The sequence below is a fragment of the Streptomyces sp. IBSBF 2435 genome (assembly GCF_036815005.1).
In the GTDB taxonomy this organism is placed as follows: domain Bacteria; phylum Actinomycetota; class Actinomycetes; order Streptomycetales; family Streptomycetaceae; genus Actinacidiphila.
In genome coordinates this window covers 15,921-31,726 of sequence record NZ_JAJSYW010000065.1, presented here as the reverse complement: position 1 = coordinate 31,726, position 15,806 = coordinate 15,921, and the positions used below count along the sequence as shown (strand labels likewise).

Sequence of the window (15,806 nt, the reverse complement as noted above, 5' to 3'; positions counted from 1 at the left end):
GGGCGCGTCAGCGCGGATGGGAGGGGGCGGCGGCAGAAGCCGGCGCGGGACCGTGGCCCTCAGGCGGGCGTACGGCGCTGCGTGGCGGGGGGTCAGGCTCTGGCCGGGAGCCGACCCGCGTCGGCCTGCAGGGCGGCGCGGACCCTGGCCCTGCCACGGGTTGCAACGCTCGCCCGTTCGGGGGTCTCGTCGGGCTGGGAGACCAGGCCCGCGCAGGCGCGGCAGATCCCCTCGTGCGGGATCGGGCGGGCGCATGTGCCGCACTCCCCCGACCAGCGCGGCTTGGCCGGGACGACCGGCTCGGGTGCCGGGGGGAGCTTGCGGGTCAGGCGGTCGCGGAGGATCGCTGCGGCGCTGTGGACCTGGGCGGGCAGCCCGCCCAGGAGGGCATCGGACAGGTCGCGGTGGCCGTATCCCCGCTCCAGCCACGTGCTCACCAGGGGTGCCAGGGCGAGGGCCTCGACCGTGCCGAGCCGCAGGCGCGGCTCAGGTCGGAGTACCCGGAACAGCGTGGCGACTGCCTCACCGGTGGGGCTGTCCGCAGCGGGATCGGTTGCCGGGGGCTTCGGCCGCCCGACCTCCCCGGTGCCAGTGCGGTCACCGCCCGCCTGGGCGGCGTTCGACCGCTGCGCGGGGAGGGTGGGTTCTTTCCCACGGTCCTTTATGGGGTTGGTGCCATGGTCATCGGCTGCCGCCGAACCGGATCCCGGACGGGTGAGACCCGGAGCGGTGTGCGGGGTGTCGTAGACGTGGGCCTCACTGACGAACGTCCCGTCGCCGCGCCGGACCCGGTCGACCCTGTAGTAGCCGAGCGCGGTCAGTTCCCGCAGTGCCTTCGCAACGGCGTGGCGGCCCTGCGGGCTGGTGTCGGCCATCCGCCTGCCGTCCTCCGACCAGCCGTCGGGACGGGAGAGGAGGTCGGCCAGCAGCCCGCGGGCGGTATAGGACAGCCGCCGGTCTTGCAGCAGCGTGTTGGGCAGGACGGTGAAGCCGCGCCTGTGGCGGCTACGATGAATCTGCATGAGGAGCGCAATCTCCTTGTGCCGGACCCCGGAGCGTTGGCGCGCTGCCGGGGTCACCTTATTGAGTTCTTCGATGACAGAACGTACCACGCAAAGCAGGCCCAATCGCCCTGTTCGCGAAAACAATTGATCACGCATCAGACGGTGCCGATTTGCCAGGCACAGCTGCCGCCCACACCGGACGCAGGCGCAGGAAAGGGCCAGTGGAAGGGCGTGATCAGAAGCGCGATCACGGTGGGAGTGGATGGGAAGTCCGGAGAGCGTCGGCCGCTTGGGGCAAGGAGAGCGCGAGGGCGTGGCACGCGGCGGTCGGGACGTAGGCTGGTTCATAGTGCTTCCCCACTCGGGCGCCGCATCGGCTGGCAGGCCAGCGGCGCCGGGTAGATCGTTTGGGCGGTCGTCCGGGAGCCCTCTCGGCCCTTGGTGCTCCAACACCAAGGGCCGCTCCCGTGTTCAGGCCCCGGGTCAAGCTGCCTGGACGTAGGTCGTGCTGGAGAGCAGGTCAGCGAGCCGGGCGGCGCTGCGCGGACTGATCGTCGTGACGAAGCCGGCGCAGACACGTTGCAGCGCGGCCTCCCGGGCCTTGTCCGTAACCGGAAGGCAGTCGGAAGCAGCGGGCTGTATCGCGGCAGGCCGCGGCTGGGGTTCGGGCATAGGTATGTCCTCGGAACGGCACGAGGCTGGCAGGTCGTGTGCCGTGGGGTTGAACGGGCGGGCGGTCGTCATGCGCTCCGGCGGATGGTGCTCCAACACCACTGGGCCGGGCGGCCGTCGGCCGGAGGTCTGGCGAACTCCGTACGGCGGATGACAACAATGATCCGCAGAAAACGCGTTTTGCCTGACGGTACTTTCCGGGCTATACAGCGGACCGGAACACCGCGTTCAGGGTCAGTCCTCTCCATGACTCCACCGTCTCTCCCATCGATCTCACGCTCCCTGGCCTGCCATCGGACAGCGCCGTTGCACGCGAAACCCAGGTCCGGCTCGCGCACCGGAGCTGACAGTGCCACGCGACCCTGGACTGGGTGGGTCCGGGAAACCGTGATAGAAGCCGATGGCGCTGCGCTGACGGGCTTGGCTTCCCGTTCGGCAGCTCAGGTCAGCCCCAGCAAACTGGGCGTAAGCGATCCACCGTCACGCTCGGATAATTCCGAAGCGTCGGAGGGCACGTGGTTCGTATGATCGAGAGAGGGATGGGGCTCGTAGCGCAGTGGCTGTCGCGCCTTCACCGCATGTGGGAGGACGCCGGTTCAAATCCGGTCGGCCCCATCCCCTTCCTGCGTGGGGTCGGCCTCTTTCCGATTACCGCACCGGGATCCAGGCAGCGCTCGTTCCCGGCTACTTCAGGAGTCGGAAGCCAGGCTGCTTTACCCAAGCCCTGAGGAAGTCGGCTGAGCCGTACGCGGCGAGCCACGGATCGGTCACCGTCGCGACGATGCCCGGAAGGCCGGCCACGATGGGTACCTGGTCCTCTCGTAGTTCGACGTTGGCGATGCCACCGATCAAGTCCATGACTGCGGCGGTCAGCAGAGCCGTCACGACGTGGTCGACCGGGCTGTTGCAGAACGCGACGATGTCGACGGCATGGGTCGGGGCGAACCCGATGAGGGGTTCCTGGTCGACCTCGTCCGCATGCTCGGCCTCGAAGACAGCCTCGTCGCCGACGCCGGGTCCCATGAGAGAGACCAGGACAGGGCGTCGTCCGTCTTCGCCCCAGGTGTCCGTGACACCGAGGCGCTCCGCATCGATATGCACGTCGTACTCGCCGAGCCGCGCCTCCTCGCAACGCACCGACGAGCGGACCAGGAACTCGTGGACTCGCAGGATCGCCGCGCGCGAGGGGGCCTCAGCCAATTCGATCACCAACACGGGTCCGCTCATGGCTCGGAGAGTAGCCAGGTGCGATCACCGTCCCCAGCGAATTACTCAGCGTGCCGCTCCTCAAACCCGGGCCAGGCCGGGAGCCGATCGTGGCCCACCTCCCACGGTCCGTGGGTATACGTCACCGGTCAGATCCCGAAAAGGGCCTCTTCTTGCGGCGGTACCGGAGGGTCGAGGACACCACGGAGGCGGGTGATGTCCTGGCGCCATTTCCGCCCATCCGCAACGTCGTCCCACAGCTCGGCGACTTCCGACGACTCAGCCACCACCTGGTCCAGGGCTTCGACAGCGAGCGTCCGGAGGTCAGCCGAAAGCTCTGGCAGCGGCTCCGACGGACCGTAGTTCGAACACGCGGGTCGGCCGCCCGGCTGCTGCGCGACGACCAAGGCTGCTGCGGCAACGGCTCGCTCGGCGTCAGGGGTCTCCAGGAAATCCGTGACATCGGCAGCGCGCTTGAGGACTCTGCGGATCATGGGCTCGCGCTCCTCCAGCGCCGCCTCGTCCAGGTCGCCGGCGAAGTCCGCGGCGGTGTCGTTGTCGAAGGGGCCTATGTCCCAGGTGCCCACGTCATCTCCTCGCGTAGCATTCCGGGAATCCTCGCAGTGGCCACCGACAACTGAGCCCTGGTGGTGCCGGCGCCTTACGTCAGCCATCGGAGCGGGGCGGTCGTTAGGCTCCCGCCATGTCTGACGATCTCGGCTTCACATGCTCACGCTGCGGCGACCGCCATGCAGAGCATCCCTCCATGGGCTACTCGACCATGGCTCCCGACGTCTGTGTCCCCGCTTCGTACAAGAACGACTGACGAAAGATTGTCGCCCGTCGTGCTTACGCTGCGGCTTCGCCAGGAGTTTCGTCCTCCCCGAAGTCGCCCCGCCGATGCTTTGAGCGATAGGTGGTACCAGGGGGAAGGTCTTCGCCCGTTTCTTCCTTGTACGCCTCCCTGCGCTCCGCGCTGGCCTGCTGATCGGCGACGAGCTTCACCAGGGACGCGACTACTTCGTGCCCAGCAGGGGACTTGCGTTTCCCACGGTCCACGTCTTCAGGACCAGGGGATGGCTCGGTGTCCTCGAATTCCGCTGCGTCTTGCCCCTCAGCAAGACGGACGACCACAGCTGCCAGGCCCACGGCGCCGATGACAGCCACGGCGATCTTCGTCTTGTGCTTCCGGAAGAGGCTCTTTGCGGTCCCAGCGAAGGAGGTGGGCTCGCGGTCCTCGGGGGTGTCGGCCAGATCCTCCGGGCCGTTGACACTACCGATCAAAGCCAGCAGTCCGGGCGGGGCGGGAACCTCGGCCTCATCCATGTCAGCTGCAGGCAGCGACCGAGCCACCTGCGACAGCTCCTCGTCCTGCGTGACGAGCAAGCGTAGGCGGCGCACCTGGGTCGGCGTGAGCCGGTCCACCAGGTGATGCATGTCCTCGTAGTCGAATGCGGCACTCACGGTGGCAGTTTAGATCGATCCTGCACCTCAGTGGACGGCCCAGCGAGTGTTCATCCGAATGAGTGTGTGAACGAGGAGTGGCCTGGGTGACGGGGTCGCGCGAACTGGTGGCCGCGGTCCGCACGACCAAGCAGTTCCTCACCTACGTGGCGTCCGGCCCCTTCCAGTACGCCGTCGCCGAGGCACTCGCGCTCCCCGACACGCACTACGAGGCATTCCGCACCGGCCTCCAGGCCAAACGCGACCTGCTGGCCGCGGGCTTGCACGGCGCAGGCTTCATCGTCCACCAGCCCCAGGGCACCTACTTCGTCACCACCGACATCGCCGAACTCGCCCCGGGCGAGGACGCCCTCACTTTCTGCCGCGCACTACCGGAGAGGTGCGGCGTCGTCGCCGTCCCCAACTCCGTCTTCTACGACCACCCCACCGCCGGCCGCACCCAGGTCCGCTTCGCCTTCGGCAAACCCCCCGAGGTCCTGGCGGAAGCGGCCCACCGGCTCGGCAGGGCCTTCAACGGCTGAGCGCGGCGGCAGCCGGCGCCACCGGCTGACAACCGAGCGGTCAACGGAGGCTGTGCAGCAGTGCCCCTGTGGCGGTGACCGTCCAGAACAACCAGCCGTTGCGATTGGGATCGACGTCGGGGTTGATGGATTTCACCACCGCGACCGCCGCTCCGCTCGGTGATCCGTACACGCCCCGGGCGCGGCCGGACATGACCGTGAGCGCGTGGGTAAAGGCGTCGTAGCGGCCGACGATCCGCTGGCCCTCGTAGATTGCCTGCACCTCGAAACCACTCTCCGATGTGTCCGTGCCGGCTGCACCCGAAACAGGGCTGGGGGCAATGCTCTCCTCAGCGATCACCTCATCGTCTGCCGGTGGTTCGTCGATGTCGTCATGCCTGACCTGCCCCTCGTACTCGGGAAGTCCAAGCAGTTTATTGAGCACGTTGGCGAGAAGGTGACGGCGTGCGTCAAGAAATTCGGGAAAACGGTCCAACGAGCGAAGTCTCAGATCGTCGGGGATCCATTGCTCGACCAGGCGGGCGGGCGCGATATCGACCATGTACTCAGCAGGAAGCTTCGAGGAGATCATCTTGTTGGTCTGGCCGGTGACGAAAGCCAGATTGGCCAGGCTATTCCACTCCTCCTTGGGGTATCCACTCTGTACGCGGGCCCGCGGGAACACGTGATGGTACTCAATCCTGGAACCGGACACCATGGGCCTGTCGTTGATGGCCATATTGGTCGCCCAGTCCTTGACCTTCCTCTGCAAGGCGGCGATGTACAGCAGACGGAAGAAAGCGTGAGTGGAATACTTCTGTTCCAAATCCCGCGGCTGGATCGGGCTGTCAACGGAGCGGGGACCAGATGCCCGGCGGATGAGCTCGGTGAACAATTCCTCACCGACTCGGCTTTTCACCAGCCGGGCTTCGGCGTCGAGCTTGCCCTCGACCTGCAGTGAGTAGTGGCTGAAGGCCATTGCGGTGTAGACCCAGCGGCGCAACAGCGCTGACTCTCCTGGACGTAGTTTCCCCTGGCGATGGTGCAGCAGCAGGGCGGGAACCACCATCACGTTCGGCGAGGTCAGGATCTCAGACCGAGGTATTCCGCACTCGGTGCGCAGGAAGTCGATGGCGTACCGCAGGGCCGCCTCCGTGGTCCGCCAGGCCTCTTCCAGCGCCGCCTCATCCATAGCGGCTCCGATGAGCTTGATATGGTGGGCTCCCGTACCCGCCAATAAGCTCATAAGGCGAAGAACAGCCTCTCGGTCCAAAGCGAAGCCGCTGTCCTTCAGCTTGTCATGGAATGCGTCCATGGTCTGCAATCCGTCTGCCCAGCGGGCAGCGATGGCACTGTACACCAGGTCGCCCTTGGACAGCCGACGCCCACCCTTGTTGAGGCGGGCGAATACTTCGGCGACCTCTTCGTAGTCATCGGAGTCGTACGTGATCACTGCGACCTGATGCTTGCGAATGCCATGGACCCTCTGGAGCCGGGATGTCCAGAGCCTGAACTCGGGGTGTGCCATCTCCACTCCAGCGTCCACGAGAACCTCGTAGAACTGGATGTTCTCTTGAAGAATCAAGGACACGGGGATCAGGAGAGGGTCCTTGCACTGCACCGCGCTCGGATTGACAAATTCCTCGGTACGCACGTCGAAGCGAAGGTCGATGCGCCGACCGTCAGCTTTGGATTCGGGACAGAAAACCCAAGCGAGCGAGGTAAGCCGCTGCTGCCCGTCCAGCAGGTAGAGGGGCTGGTGGGGTGACTTATTGGCCTGCACCACCGCGGCTGTACGGAAGGGGACCTGCAGGTTCGTCCGCCATAGAAGCAGGGCGCCAACCGGATAACCTCGGTAGAGGGAGTCGAAGAGATCACGTACATCGGTACGCATCCAGACGTAGTCGCGCTGAATGGACGGAACGACGATCCGGCCGGCCAGCAAGCTGTCCACCTGGGAAATGATCTCTTCGTTCGCCAGTCCCATTTCACTCCCCGTGCTCGTCACTGCGTGTCTCGGCCACACCCTAGCCATATCGTCGGCGATGCGGCGGAGAAGACTGTCCCGCCCAACTCTGCTGCGCGGGCGGGGGGGGTGGCCGTAGCCGCTCCTCTGCGATCGCGGACACGGTGGTCACGGACAACGCGCAGGTGAGTGACTGGCCACCGCCGCGGGAACGGCAAAGCGAAACCCGAGACGCGAGCGGGCTCCACGACGCCGGAAGTGCCGACGGCTCTGCGTGGGTCCGCACCATTCGCTGCCCGGCTGTCGCACTGAGCATCGGAGGTGCACCACCTCTGGTACATGGACTAAGGTTGGTACATGTCCATGAAGCGCACCAATGTCTACGCCGACCCGGAAGACCTCGCGATCATCAAGGAGGCTGCCGCTCGGCGCGGGATCAGCGAGGCCGAGATCATCAGGCAGGGCATCCATCTCGCCGCCATGGCGAACCGCGTCTGGGACGAGCCGCTGTTCTCGCGCACTTTCGAGGGCCAGGGCCGCACAGCGTCCCGGGAGGACGTACGCAACGCGGTGGCCGACGCCGTCCGACGCGAGGACGAACCCGGGGACGCTGCGTGATCATCGTCGTCGCCGACATTTCCGGACTCCTGGCTGCACTCGACTCCGCACACCCAGAACATCAGGGAGCCAACGAAGCTCTCCTGGCCGCCGGCCTGCTCGTGATGTCCCCGCTCCTCCTCGCTGAGATCGACCACGTCGCCACTCGCGAGCTGGGACGAAACGCGGCGGTGAGCGCCGTCGATGACATTCGCCGCTGGATGCGTGTGAGCCGAATCGTCGTACCGGAGATCACCGAATCGCACTTGGCGACCGCGCAGTCGGTGCGAGCCAGATACGGCGGGCTTGACCTGGATCTCGCCGATGCCGTGAACGTCACACTGGCCGCGGAGTACGACACCGACGCTATTCTCACCCTCGACCGCCGGGACTTCCGCGCCATGCGCCCACTGGGCCGCCACAAGTGCTTCCGGCTCATGCCGGACGACCTGCCCCTGTGACCCCAATAAGCGCGTGAACAAGCAGTGGCCCGGGTGACCGGCTCCCGCGAGCTGGTGGCCGCCGTCCGCACGGCGAAGCAGTTCCTGACGTACGTGGCCTCGGGCCCGTTCCGGTACGCCGTCGCCGAGGCACTCCCGCTCCCCGACACGCACTACGAGGCATTCCGCACCGGCCTCCAGGCCAAACGCGACCTGCTGAAACCGACTTCACCGTCCACGAGCCCCAGGGCACGTACTTCATCACCACCGGCCTCGCTGAACTCGCCACGGGCGACGACGCGTTGACGTTCTCCCGCGCGGTCCCGGAACGCGTGCGCCGTCGCCGGCCCCAACTCCGTCTTCTACGACCACCCCACCGCCGGCCGCACCCAGGTCCGCTTCGCCTTCTGCAAACCCCCCGAGGTGCTGGCAGACGGAGCCACCCGCCCCCGCAAGGCCTTCGGGGGCTGAGCACCCCGCGTGGCCTGCCCGGACGGGCGGGGAGTAACGCGCTGTCCGCACTGTCGTCGGCGGTTCGCGGTGGGGAAGTGTCGGTTCCGGAGCGAGGCGTTCGTCGTAGGCTGAGGCAGCCGGACAAAGGAGCCCTGCATGACGCGGTATCTGATCTCTTTCGACGACGGCGTGATGGCCGTCCCCCAAGAGGATCTGCCCGAGGTGGACGAAGCCGCGCACAAGGTGGTGCGGGAGGCTCAGGACGCCGCTGTGTGGGTCTTCGGCGGCGGGCTGGAAACGCAGCAGGCGAGCGTCGTGGCTACCGACGGGACCGTCAGCGACGGCCCGTACCCGGAGACCAAGGCGGTCCTCGGCGGTTTCGCGATCGTCGACGTGCCCTCACGTGAGGACGCTCTCGCGTGGGCCGCCAAGTTCGCTGCCGCGTGCCGCTGCCCGCAAGAGGTCCGGGAGATCATGCCCGACCCGGCCGTCTGACCGAAGCCGGCCCGCCGCGAAAACGTGAAGCCTGCGCCGGCGGTTCAGCGGGACTCCGCACCGGATCTCCGGGCAGGGCCCCGGTACGATCCGGCTCCGGGGTGAGGCGCGGGAGAGCGCCGACGGCTGAAGTCCGCTCGCGTGCGCACCGCGTGGCTCACGGTGGCCGCGGGGTTGTCGCCGTCGCCGTCCGCGTCCCCGGCGGTCGCTAGGCTCGCGCCATGTCTGACGATGCCGGCTTCATATGCCCACGCTGCGGCGACCACCACGCGGAGCTCCCTCTGGGCTATTCGATCGCGGCTCCCGACATCTGGGAGCCCCGCTTCGAGACTGATCGGGACAGCACGCTGTCGTCCGACCAGTGCGTGATCAGGGGCCAGCACTTCTTCATCAGGGGCCTGATCGAGTTACCCGTGATCGGCGGCGAGGACGTCTTCTCGTGGGGCGTGTGGGTCTCCCTGAGCAAGGACAACTTCGCCCGCGCCCTGGAGATGTGGAACACGGAAGGTCGTGAGGCCGAGAAGCCGTACTTCGGCTGGCTCAGCACCGAACTCGCGCTGTACTCCGAGAGCACCACCGATCTGAAGACCAACGCCCATACGCGACCGGTCGGCAGCCGCCCCTTCATCGAACTGGAGCCCACCGACCACCCGCTGGCCGTCGAACAGCGCACCGGGATCACGTACGACCGCGTACGGGAGATCGCCGCAGCTGTGCTGCATCCGGCCTGATCACCGACCGCGCGCCGCAGGCCCCGGCGGCTGCCGCATGCGGACTCCGGCCTTCCGAAAAATCCGGGTTCCCCGGAGAAGGGGGTGGTTGCAGCGGGCTGCTCGCACCCCCGTACGATTCGCCTCCTGTTCATCCTCCATCGATTCCGAGGAATGGAAGGCCGGTGTCACACCGCCGTCTTGGGGCAACCGCCGCGTTCGTCGCGGCCGGAGTCGCCCTCATCCCCACCGCGGCGCAGGCGGACAGCAGTCCGCGCGCCGCCCACCACACCACTGCCGCGGCCACGAAGACGCTGTCGGCCGCGACCGCACCGAAAAAGCACCACTTCGACACCCCGGCACCGCGCTCGGCCCGGCTCCAGCGGGCCGCGTCGCCAACGGCGGCCGTCAGCGCGAAGGACGCCACGGGCACCACGATCCACGTCCGGACCACCCCGTCGTGCACGAGCGACACCGGTGACGGCACGCAGGCCGCCCCGTACTGCCTCATCCAGGACGCGGTGGACGCCGCGCACCCGGGCGACACCGTGTCCGTGCAGAACCCGTCCGGCGTCGCCTCGCCCCAGACGGTGACCGTCACCACCTCCGGCATCTCGATCGTCGGCGTCGGCAACTGGGCCTGGCTCCAGCCGGCGGACGCCGCCAAGCCCACCCTGACCCTCGACGGGGTCTCCGACGTCACGGTGCGCAACCTGATCGTCGAGGGCACGGCCGGCCGGTCGGCGGTGCGGATAGCGAACTCCACCGGGGTCACGTTCGACTCCGGATACGTCGACGGAGCCCGGGACGCCGGCCCGGCGGCCGTCGACGTCGACGGAGCGTCCAGCGGCGTCACCATCAGCCGTACGTACATCGACGCCGGGTCCGCGACCGCCGGCGCCCGGGCCGTCTCGCTGGCGGCGGGCGCCAAGGACGTCACCCTCGCGGCGAACCTCATCGCCGCCTCCGGGGTCGCCGCCTCGGGCGTGCAGGGCCTGGACGTCACCAACAACACGATCCAGCGCGGCTGCTACCCGGCCCTGACGGTCGCGGACGCCTCGACCGGGGTGTCCGTCGAGAACAACCTCTTCGAGGACGCCAACCTCGGCACGGACAACCCGCTGGGCGGCCACCCGGCGGACTGCGCGAGCACGGGGGACACCTGGGCCGCCGACGTCTCGGTGTCCGCCGACTCGGCCGACGCGGTCACCAGCGACTACAACGCCTTCTACGTCTACGGCACCGACGCCACCTCCCCGTACGACTGGGCCGGCACCGGCTACCCGACGCTCGCCGCGTTCCAGGCCGCGACCCCGCAGGGCGCCCACGATGTGAAGGACAACGTCAAGGCCGCCGCCCAGCAGCCGCGGAGTCTTTCCAGCGGCATCATCGACGCCGCGCCCCAGCACGGCTCGGCGGTCATCGGCAGCGCGAACCCCGACGCGCCGGGCAAGCCCGCCACGGACTTCTACGGCGCCGGCTCCTTCACCAGCCGCGGCGCCGTGGAGTACGTCAACCCCAACCCCACCCTGGCTGTGGCGATCGCCGGCGGGGACGACACCAGCGCGTACGGCGGCTCGCTGGACACCCGCATCACCAGCGCCTCGGTCTCCCTGACCGAGACCGTCAGCTGGGGCGACGGGAAGTCCACGACGACCACCGTGTACGGGCCCGGCGGATACACCGCCGAGCACCGGTACGCCAAGGCGGGCGTCTTCCCCGTCACCGTGACGGTCACCGACCCGTACGGCAACGCAGCGTCCACGAAGACGGACTGGGTGACCGAGGGCCGCAACTTCACCGCGGTCGGCCCGGCCCGCCTCCTCGACACCCGCAACGGCACCGGCGCCCAGAAGGCGAAGGTCCCCGGCCGCGGCACCGTACGGGTCCAGATCGCCGGCCGGGCGGGCGTCCCGGCCGGGGTGACCGCGGCGGTGCTCAACCTGACGGTCACCGGCAGCTCGGCCGGCGGCGTCATCACCGCCTACCCCGACGGCTACGCGCGCCCGACGACGTCGAACCTCAACTTCGTCGCGGGGCAGACGGTGCCCAACCTGGGCATCGTGCCGGTCGGCGAGAACGGCTACGTCGACCTGTACAACCAGAGCCCCAAGCCGGTGGACCTGATCGCCGACATCACCGGCTACTACGGCCTCGACGGGGCGAGCTACTTCCAGCCGCTGGCGCCGTACCGGGCGACCGACACCCGGTACGGCACCGGCACCCCGAAGCGGCAGATCGGCTCGGGCGGCTCGATCACCGTGCAGATCGCCGGCAACGACCACGGCCAGATCCCGTCCTCCGGGGTGACAGCGGTCGCCCTCAACGTGACCGCCGTCAACGCCAAGGGCGGCGCGGTGCTCACCGTCTACCCGGACGGCAAGGCCAAGCCGGTGGCGTCCAACCTGAACGTCACCGGGGGCAGGATCATCGCGAACGCGGTCGTCACCCCGGTCGGGTCGGACGGCAGGATCCGCGTCGCGCTCAACACCGGCGCCAGGCCGCTCGACGTGGTCGTGGACGTCGTCGGCTACTACAGCGCCTCGGCCAAGGGCGCTTACGTCCCGCTGCTGCCGGACCGGTGGCTCGACACCCGTGACCCGGCCCAGTGGTCCGGCGGTCCGCTCGGCCCCGGCGACTACGCCATCATCCCGTTCGCCCCCGACGAGCCGGACTTCACCGGCGTAGTGCTGAACACCACGGTCGTCAACACCACGAGCAGCGGCTGGCTCGGCGTCGCTCCCGACCCGAATACGGTCGACCAGTACAACTCCGGCACGGAGGTCTGGCCGCCCACGCCGGTCTCCTCCACGCTGAACTGGGTGAAGGGCCAGATCGTCCCGAACATGTCCCAGGCCAGCCTGGGCAAGCACGGGATCGTCGACTTCTTCAACCGCAGCGGCGGCAAGACGGATCTGGTCGTCGACCTGTTCGGCTACTACCAGACCGACTGACCTGCCGGCCGGATCCATCCGCCGGGCAGAAGGGGCGGGCGCACCGCGCGCCCGCCCCTTTCCGCTGCCCGCCTCTCCTCGCTGCCCGCCAGCGAAAAAACGGCTGCGGGCGGCACCCGCCCAGTCGACCACCTGATCTCGCTCGGGGCGACGCTCATCGGCGAGGACGGGTTCGAGGGCGATGACGACGAGGCCGGCCGGCTGCTGATGGCCGACCCCGACGGCAACGAGTTCACCGTGTCGGCGCCCCGCTGGCGCCTGCCGTCCGGGGCTCCGGCGCATCGCGCGTTCAGGGTCAGGGTCAGGCGAGGTCGAGGGTGGGGTGGTAGATGTCCATCCACAGGGCCAGGTCCAGGGTCCGCTCCAGGCCGCGGCGGGACGCCTGGGTGATCTGGGGGCTGGCGATCGCCACCGCCCGCTTCAGCCAGTCGCGGCTGACGATGTCGAAGACCGGGTGGGCGGGCGCGGCCAGCAGGTCCTGGAGGCTGCGCTGGAGGGCCACCGCGTAGGCCGGGTCCTGCGTCGACGGGTAGGGGCTCTTGACCCGGTCGTAGACCGACCGCGGCAGCACGTCGGCCGTGGCTTCGCGCAGCAGGCTCTTCTCCCTGCCGTCGAAGGACTTCAGCGCCCAGGGCGCGTTGTAGACGTACTCCACCAGCCGGTGGTCGCAGAAGGGCACGCGCACCTCCAGGCCGACCGCCATGCTGGCCCGGTCCTTGCGGTCGAGCAGGACGCGGACGAACCGGGTCAGGTGCAGATAGCTGATCGTGCGCATGCGGAATTCGAAGTCGCTTTCCCCGTCGAGGCGTTGGACTCCCGCGACGGCCTCCGCGTAACCGGTGCGCGTGTAGCCGTCCAGGTCGAGCAGTTTGCCGACCGGCTCGGTGAGGATGCTCTCGTCCTCGCCGAAGTGCTCCGCGAAGTGCACCAGCCACGGGAAGGTGCGGCCCTTGCGGGCCTCGGGGTCGAAGAACTGCTTGTAGCCGCCGAAGACCTCGTCGGCCGACTCCCCCGACAGGGCCACCGTGGAGTGCTCGCGGATCGCCTTGAACAGCAGGTACAGCGAGGCGTCCATGTCGCCGAAGCCCGCGGGCAGGTCCCTGGCGCGGATCACCCGGGCGCGCACCTCGGGGTCGGCGAGCTGTTCGGAGTCGAGCACGATGTCCTGGTGGTCGGTGCCGGAGGCGCGGGCGACGTCGTGGACGTAGGGAGTGTCCGGGGTGGCGCGGAGGTCGTCGGCGACGAAGTTCTCGGTGCGGCCGACGAAGTCCACGGCGAAGCTGCGCACCCGTTCGCCGGTCCCGGCCAGGCGCCGGGCGGCCAGCGCGGTCATGGCGGAGGAGTCCAGGCCGCCGGAGAGCAGCGTGCACAACGGGACGTCGGCGATCAGCTGCCGGTGGACGATGTCGTCCATCAGCTCGCGGACGCGAGCGATGGTGGCCTGCCGGCCGTCGGTGTGCGGCCTGGTCTCCAGCGACCAGTAGGTGTGGGTGCGGATGCCGCCGCGCTCGACGGTGACCACGGTGCCCGGCTCGACCTCGCGCATCCCCTCCCAGACCGCGTGCCCGGGGGTCTTGACGAAGGCGAAGAGCTCGCGCAGCCCGTCGGCGGTCACGGTCCGGCCGGCGAGGGTGTGGGCGAGGATCGCCTTGGGCTCGGAGCCGAACAGCACCCCGTCGGCGGTCGGGTGGTAGTAGAACGGCTTGATGCCCATCCGGTCGCGGATCATCACGAGCCGCTGCTCGCGGTCGTCCCAAATCGCGAAGGAGTACATGCCGTTGAGCCGCTCGGCGACCGCCGCGCCCCATTCGAGGTATCCGCGCAGCACCACCTCGGTGTCGGAGCCGGTGCTGAAGCGGTGACCGCGCGCGGCCAGTTCGCCGCGGAGTTCGGTGAAGTTGTACGCCTCACCCGAATAGACCATGGCGACGGGTCCGCGCGGTGTGTCGACGCTCATCGGCTGACGGCCGCCGGGCAGGTCGATGACGGCGAGCCTGCGGTGGCCGAGCGCGGCCGGCCCGCTGATCCAGGTGCCGCGGTCGTCAGGGCCGCGGCAGGACATCGTCTCGGTCATCGCGTCGACGGCGGCCTGCTCCGTCCGCAGGTCGCGCTGGTAGGAGATCCATCCGGCGATTCCGCACATGCGTCTTCCTCCCGGTTCGCTCGATGCCGCCGGGAAGGCGTCCGCACAGCCCGCGGTCGCGCCGGACGCCTCGGCGGTGTCTTGCAACATGCCGGTGACACAGATTCGTGTGTATCGGACATCTAAATGCGATCGTCATGCGCGGAAGCGCAGTCGTCAACGGATGCCGCCGCCCAGGTAGTTGCTGTGGGCAACTTTGAGTCAGTGCTTATGCGACCTGCGACAACGGCCGTGACAGCCGAGCGCCGCCTACGCTCCGCTCACCGTCAGCCCAGAGCTTCGAGCGCGGGACCGGGAGCCGCGACGCGGTACTCATCGATGCAGGTCGACCGCTTGGACGTATACGATCCGCTCTCTCGCCGAGCCCTTGGACGGCCCCGCGCCGCCGCGCCGCGGCCCTCCTGCCGCCGGCCCCGAACGTCCGAAAACCACCTCGCACGCGGGGCCGGCCATTTACCCGCCCTTTACCCCCGCTTACCCCCGCTCGGAAATCTGCGCGGGCAGCACCGCGCCCGCGCCCGTTCCGCCCAGCACACGGGCGAGCAGCCCGGCGGGGTCGGGCTCGGCCTGGAGCGCCACCAGGAGCAGCAGCCACAGCTGGCGCAAGTGCTCCTCGATGCGGCGGCGCCCGTCCAGCGCGTCCGAGACGGTGTGCATGCCGAAGAAGGCGCAGACGATGGCGTGCGCCGCCGTCCCGGTCACCACGCCGGCGGCGAGCGCGCCTTCCGCGCGCGCCTCCTCCAGCAGCCCGGTCACCGCCCCGATCCAGCCCACGAAAGGCGTCGGGAGGTCCGCGTCGATGGCCTTGCGCTCCATCCACAGCCGCGCACCGGCCCGCACGACGACATCGTCGCGGTACGCCCGGGCGACGGTGAAGCTCAGCGCCACCAGTCTTTCCAGCGCGGGCACCTCCGCGGCCTGGTGGCGGCTGATCATCTCGGGCCAGTTCGCGAAATGCTCCTCGACAATGGCCAGCGCCAGCTTCTCCTTGCTGGCGTAGTGGAAATAGATCGACCCGCTGGTACGTCCCGACCGCGCGCTGATGTCGCTGATGCTGGTGCCCGCGTAGCCCCGCTCGTCGAACAGCTGTGCCGCTGCCTCCAGCAGAAAACGCCGCGTCGTCTTCGCCCGTACCTGCACAATTACTCCATGTATTTAAACCGTAACGTACAGTGTGCAAATGTAGTACCTGCGGGCGGGCC

At 68.7% G+C, this 15,806-nt stretch carries 14 protein-coding genes, 1 tRNA gene and 1 pseudogene; 8 read left to right on the top strand and 8 right to left on the bottom strand.

What is annotated here, in order from left to right:
• Positions 1-92: 92 nt before the first annotated feature.
• Positions 93-1,022, bottom strand: coding sequence for a hypothetical protein (locus V7E46_RS15235; RefSeq protein ID WP_333768917.1), 930 nt, complete (start codon positions 1,020-1,022; stop codon positions 93-95).
• Between the two features lie 465 nt (positions 1,023-1,487).
• Entirely contained in the window at positions 1,488-1,676 is a 189-nt protein-coding gene (locus tag V7E46_RS15230) for a hypothetical protein (RefSeq protein ID WP_333768916.1), read from the bottom strand.
• A 541-nt stretch (positions 1,677-2,217) separates the two neighbouring features.
• Between V7E46_RS15230 and V7E46_RS15225 the strand changes: the two genes are divergently transcribed.
• Positions 2,218-2,291: transfer RNA gene (locus V7E46_RS15225), tRNA-Ala, on the top strand.
• 69 nt (positions 2,292-2,360) lie between these two features.
• On the opposite strand, the gene V7E46_RS15220 is transcribed toward V7E46_RS15225, so the two are convergent.
• The 3 genes from V7E46_RS15220 to V7E46_RS15210 all read right to left on the bottom strand — a co-directional run bounded on the left by V7E46_RS15220 (position 2,361) and on the right by V7E46_RS15210 (position 4,346).
• Entirely contained in the window at positions 2,361-2,903 is a 543-nt protein-coding gene (locus tag V7E46_RS15220) for a DUF6368 family protein (protein WP_333768915.1), read from the bottom strand.
• Between the two features lie 128 nt (positions 2,904-3,031).
• A complete protein-coding gene (locus V7E46_RS15215; RefSeq protein WP_333768914.1) occupies positions 3,032-3,469 on the bottom strand; it encodes a DUF4259 domain-containing protein in 438 nt (145 codons plus the stop codon).
• 262 nt (positions 3,470-3,731) lie between these two features.
• The gene (locus tag V7E46_RS15210) at positions 3,732-4,346 is read right to left on the bottom strand and encodes a hypothetical protein (RefSeq protein WP_333768913.1); all 615 of its coding nucleotides are present in this window, start codon (positions 4,344-4,346) and stop codon (positions 3,732-3,734) included.
• Positions 4,347-4,423: 77 nt separating this feature from the next.
• Between V7E46_RS15210 and V7E46_RS15205 the strand changes: the two are divergent.
• A pseudogene (locus V7E46_RS15205) lies at positions 4,424-4,867 on the top strand (aminotransferase class I/II-fold pyridoxal phosphate-dependent enzyme); the annotation flags it as partial.
• A 40-nt stretch (positions 4,868-4,907) separates the two neighbouring features.
• On the opposite strand, the gene V7E46_RS15200 reads toward V7E46_RS15205, so the two are convergent.
• The gene (locus tag V7E46_RS15200) at positions 4,908-6,833 is read right to left on the bottom strand and encodes a GmrSD restriction endonuclease domain-containing protein (protein WP_333768912.1); all 1,926 of its coding nucleotides are present in this window, start codon (positions 6,831-6,833) and stop codon (positions 4,908-4,910) included.
• 336 nt (positions 6,834-7,169) lie between these two features.
• Here V7E46_RS15200 and V7E46_RS15195 point away from each other — a divergent pair, with 336 nt between their 5' ends.
• From V7E46_RS15195 to V7E46_RS15170, 6 genes are all read left to right on the top strand, one after another.
• Complete coding sequence (locus V7E46_RS15195) at positions 7,170-7,430, top strand: CopG family transcriptional regulator (RefSeq protein ID WP_333768911.1); 261 nt, start codon at positions 7,170-7,172, stop codon at positions 7,428-7,430.
• A complete protein-coding gene (locus tag V7E46_RS15190) occupies positions 7,427-7,870 on the top strand; it encodes a PIN domain-containing protein (protein WP_333768910.1) in 444 nt (147 codons plus the stop codon). Before V7E46_RS15195 ends, V7E46_RS15190 begins: the two co-directional genes overlap by 4 nt.
• Before the next feature lie 33 nt (positions 7,871-7,903).
• Positions 7,904-8,155, top strand: coding sequence for a hypothetical protein (locus V7E46_RS33900; RefSeq protein WP_443054170.1), 252 nt, complete (start codon positions 7,904-7,906; stop codon positions 8,153-8,155).
• A 303-nt stretch (positions 8,156-8,458) separates the two neighbouring features.
• On the top strand, positions 8,459-8,797 hold the full coding sequence (locus tag V7E46_RS15180; RefSeq protein ID WP_333768909.1) for a YciI family protein: 339 nt from the start codon (positions 8,459-8,461) through the stop codon (positions 8,795-8,797).
• A 221-nt stretch (positions 8,798-9,018) separates the two neighbouring features.
• Positions 9,019-9,528: a DUF2199 domain-containing protein gene (locus V7E46_RS15175; RefSeq protein WP_333768908.1), complete on the top strand. Its 510-nt coding sequence runs from the start codon at positions 9,019-9,021 to the stop codon at positions 9,526-9,528.
• Positions 9,529-9,692: 164 nt separating this feature from the next.
• Positions 9,693-12,461: a right-handed parallel beta-helix repeat-containing protein gene (locus tag V7E46_RS15170; protein ID WP_333768907.1), complete on the top strand. Its 2,769-nt coding sequence runs from the start codon at positions 9,693-9,695 to the stop codon at positions 12,459-12,461.
• Positions 12,462-12,762: 301 nt separating this feature from the next.
• Here V7E46_RS15170 and asnB read toward each other — a convergent pair whose 3' ends face one another.
• Together asnB and V7E46_RS15160 are read right to left on the bottom strand one after the other, a co-directional pair.
• On the bottom strand, positions 12,763-14,604 hold the full coding sequence (asnB, locus tag V7E46_RS15165; RefSeq protein ID WP_333768906.1) for an asparagine synthase (glutamine-hydrolyzing): 1,842 nt from the start codon (positions 14,602-14,604) through the stop codon (positions 12,763-12,765).
• Between the two features lie 474 nt (positions 14,605-15,078).
• Entirely contained in the window at positions 15,079-15,744 is a 666-nt protein-coding gene (locus tag V7E46_RS15160) for a ScbR family autoregulator-binding transcription factor (RefSeq protein ID WP_333768905.1), read from the bottom strand.
• Between the last annotated feature and the right edge of the window lie 62 nt (positions 15,745-15,806).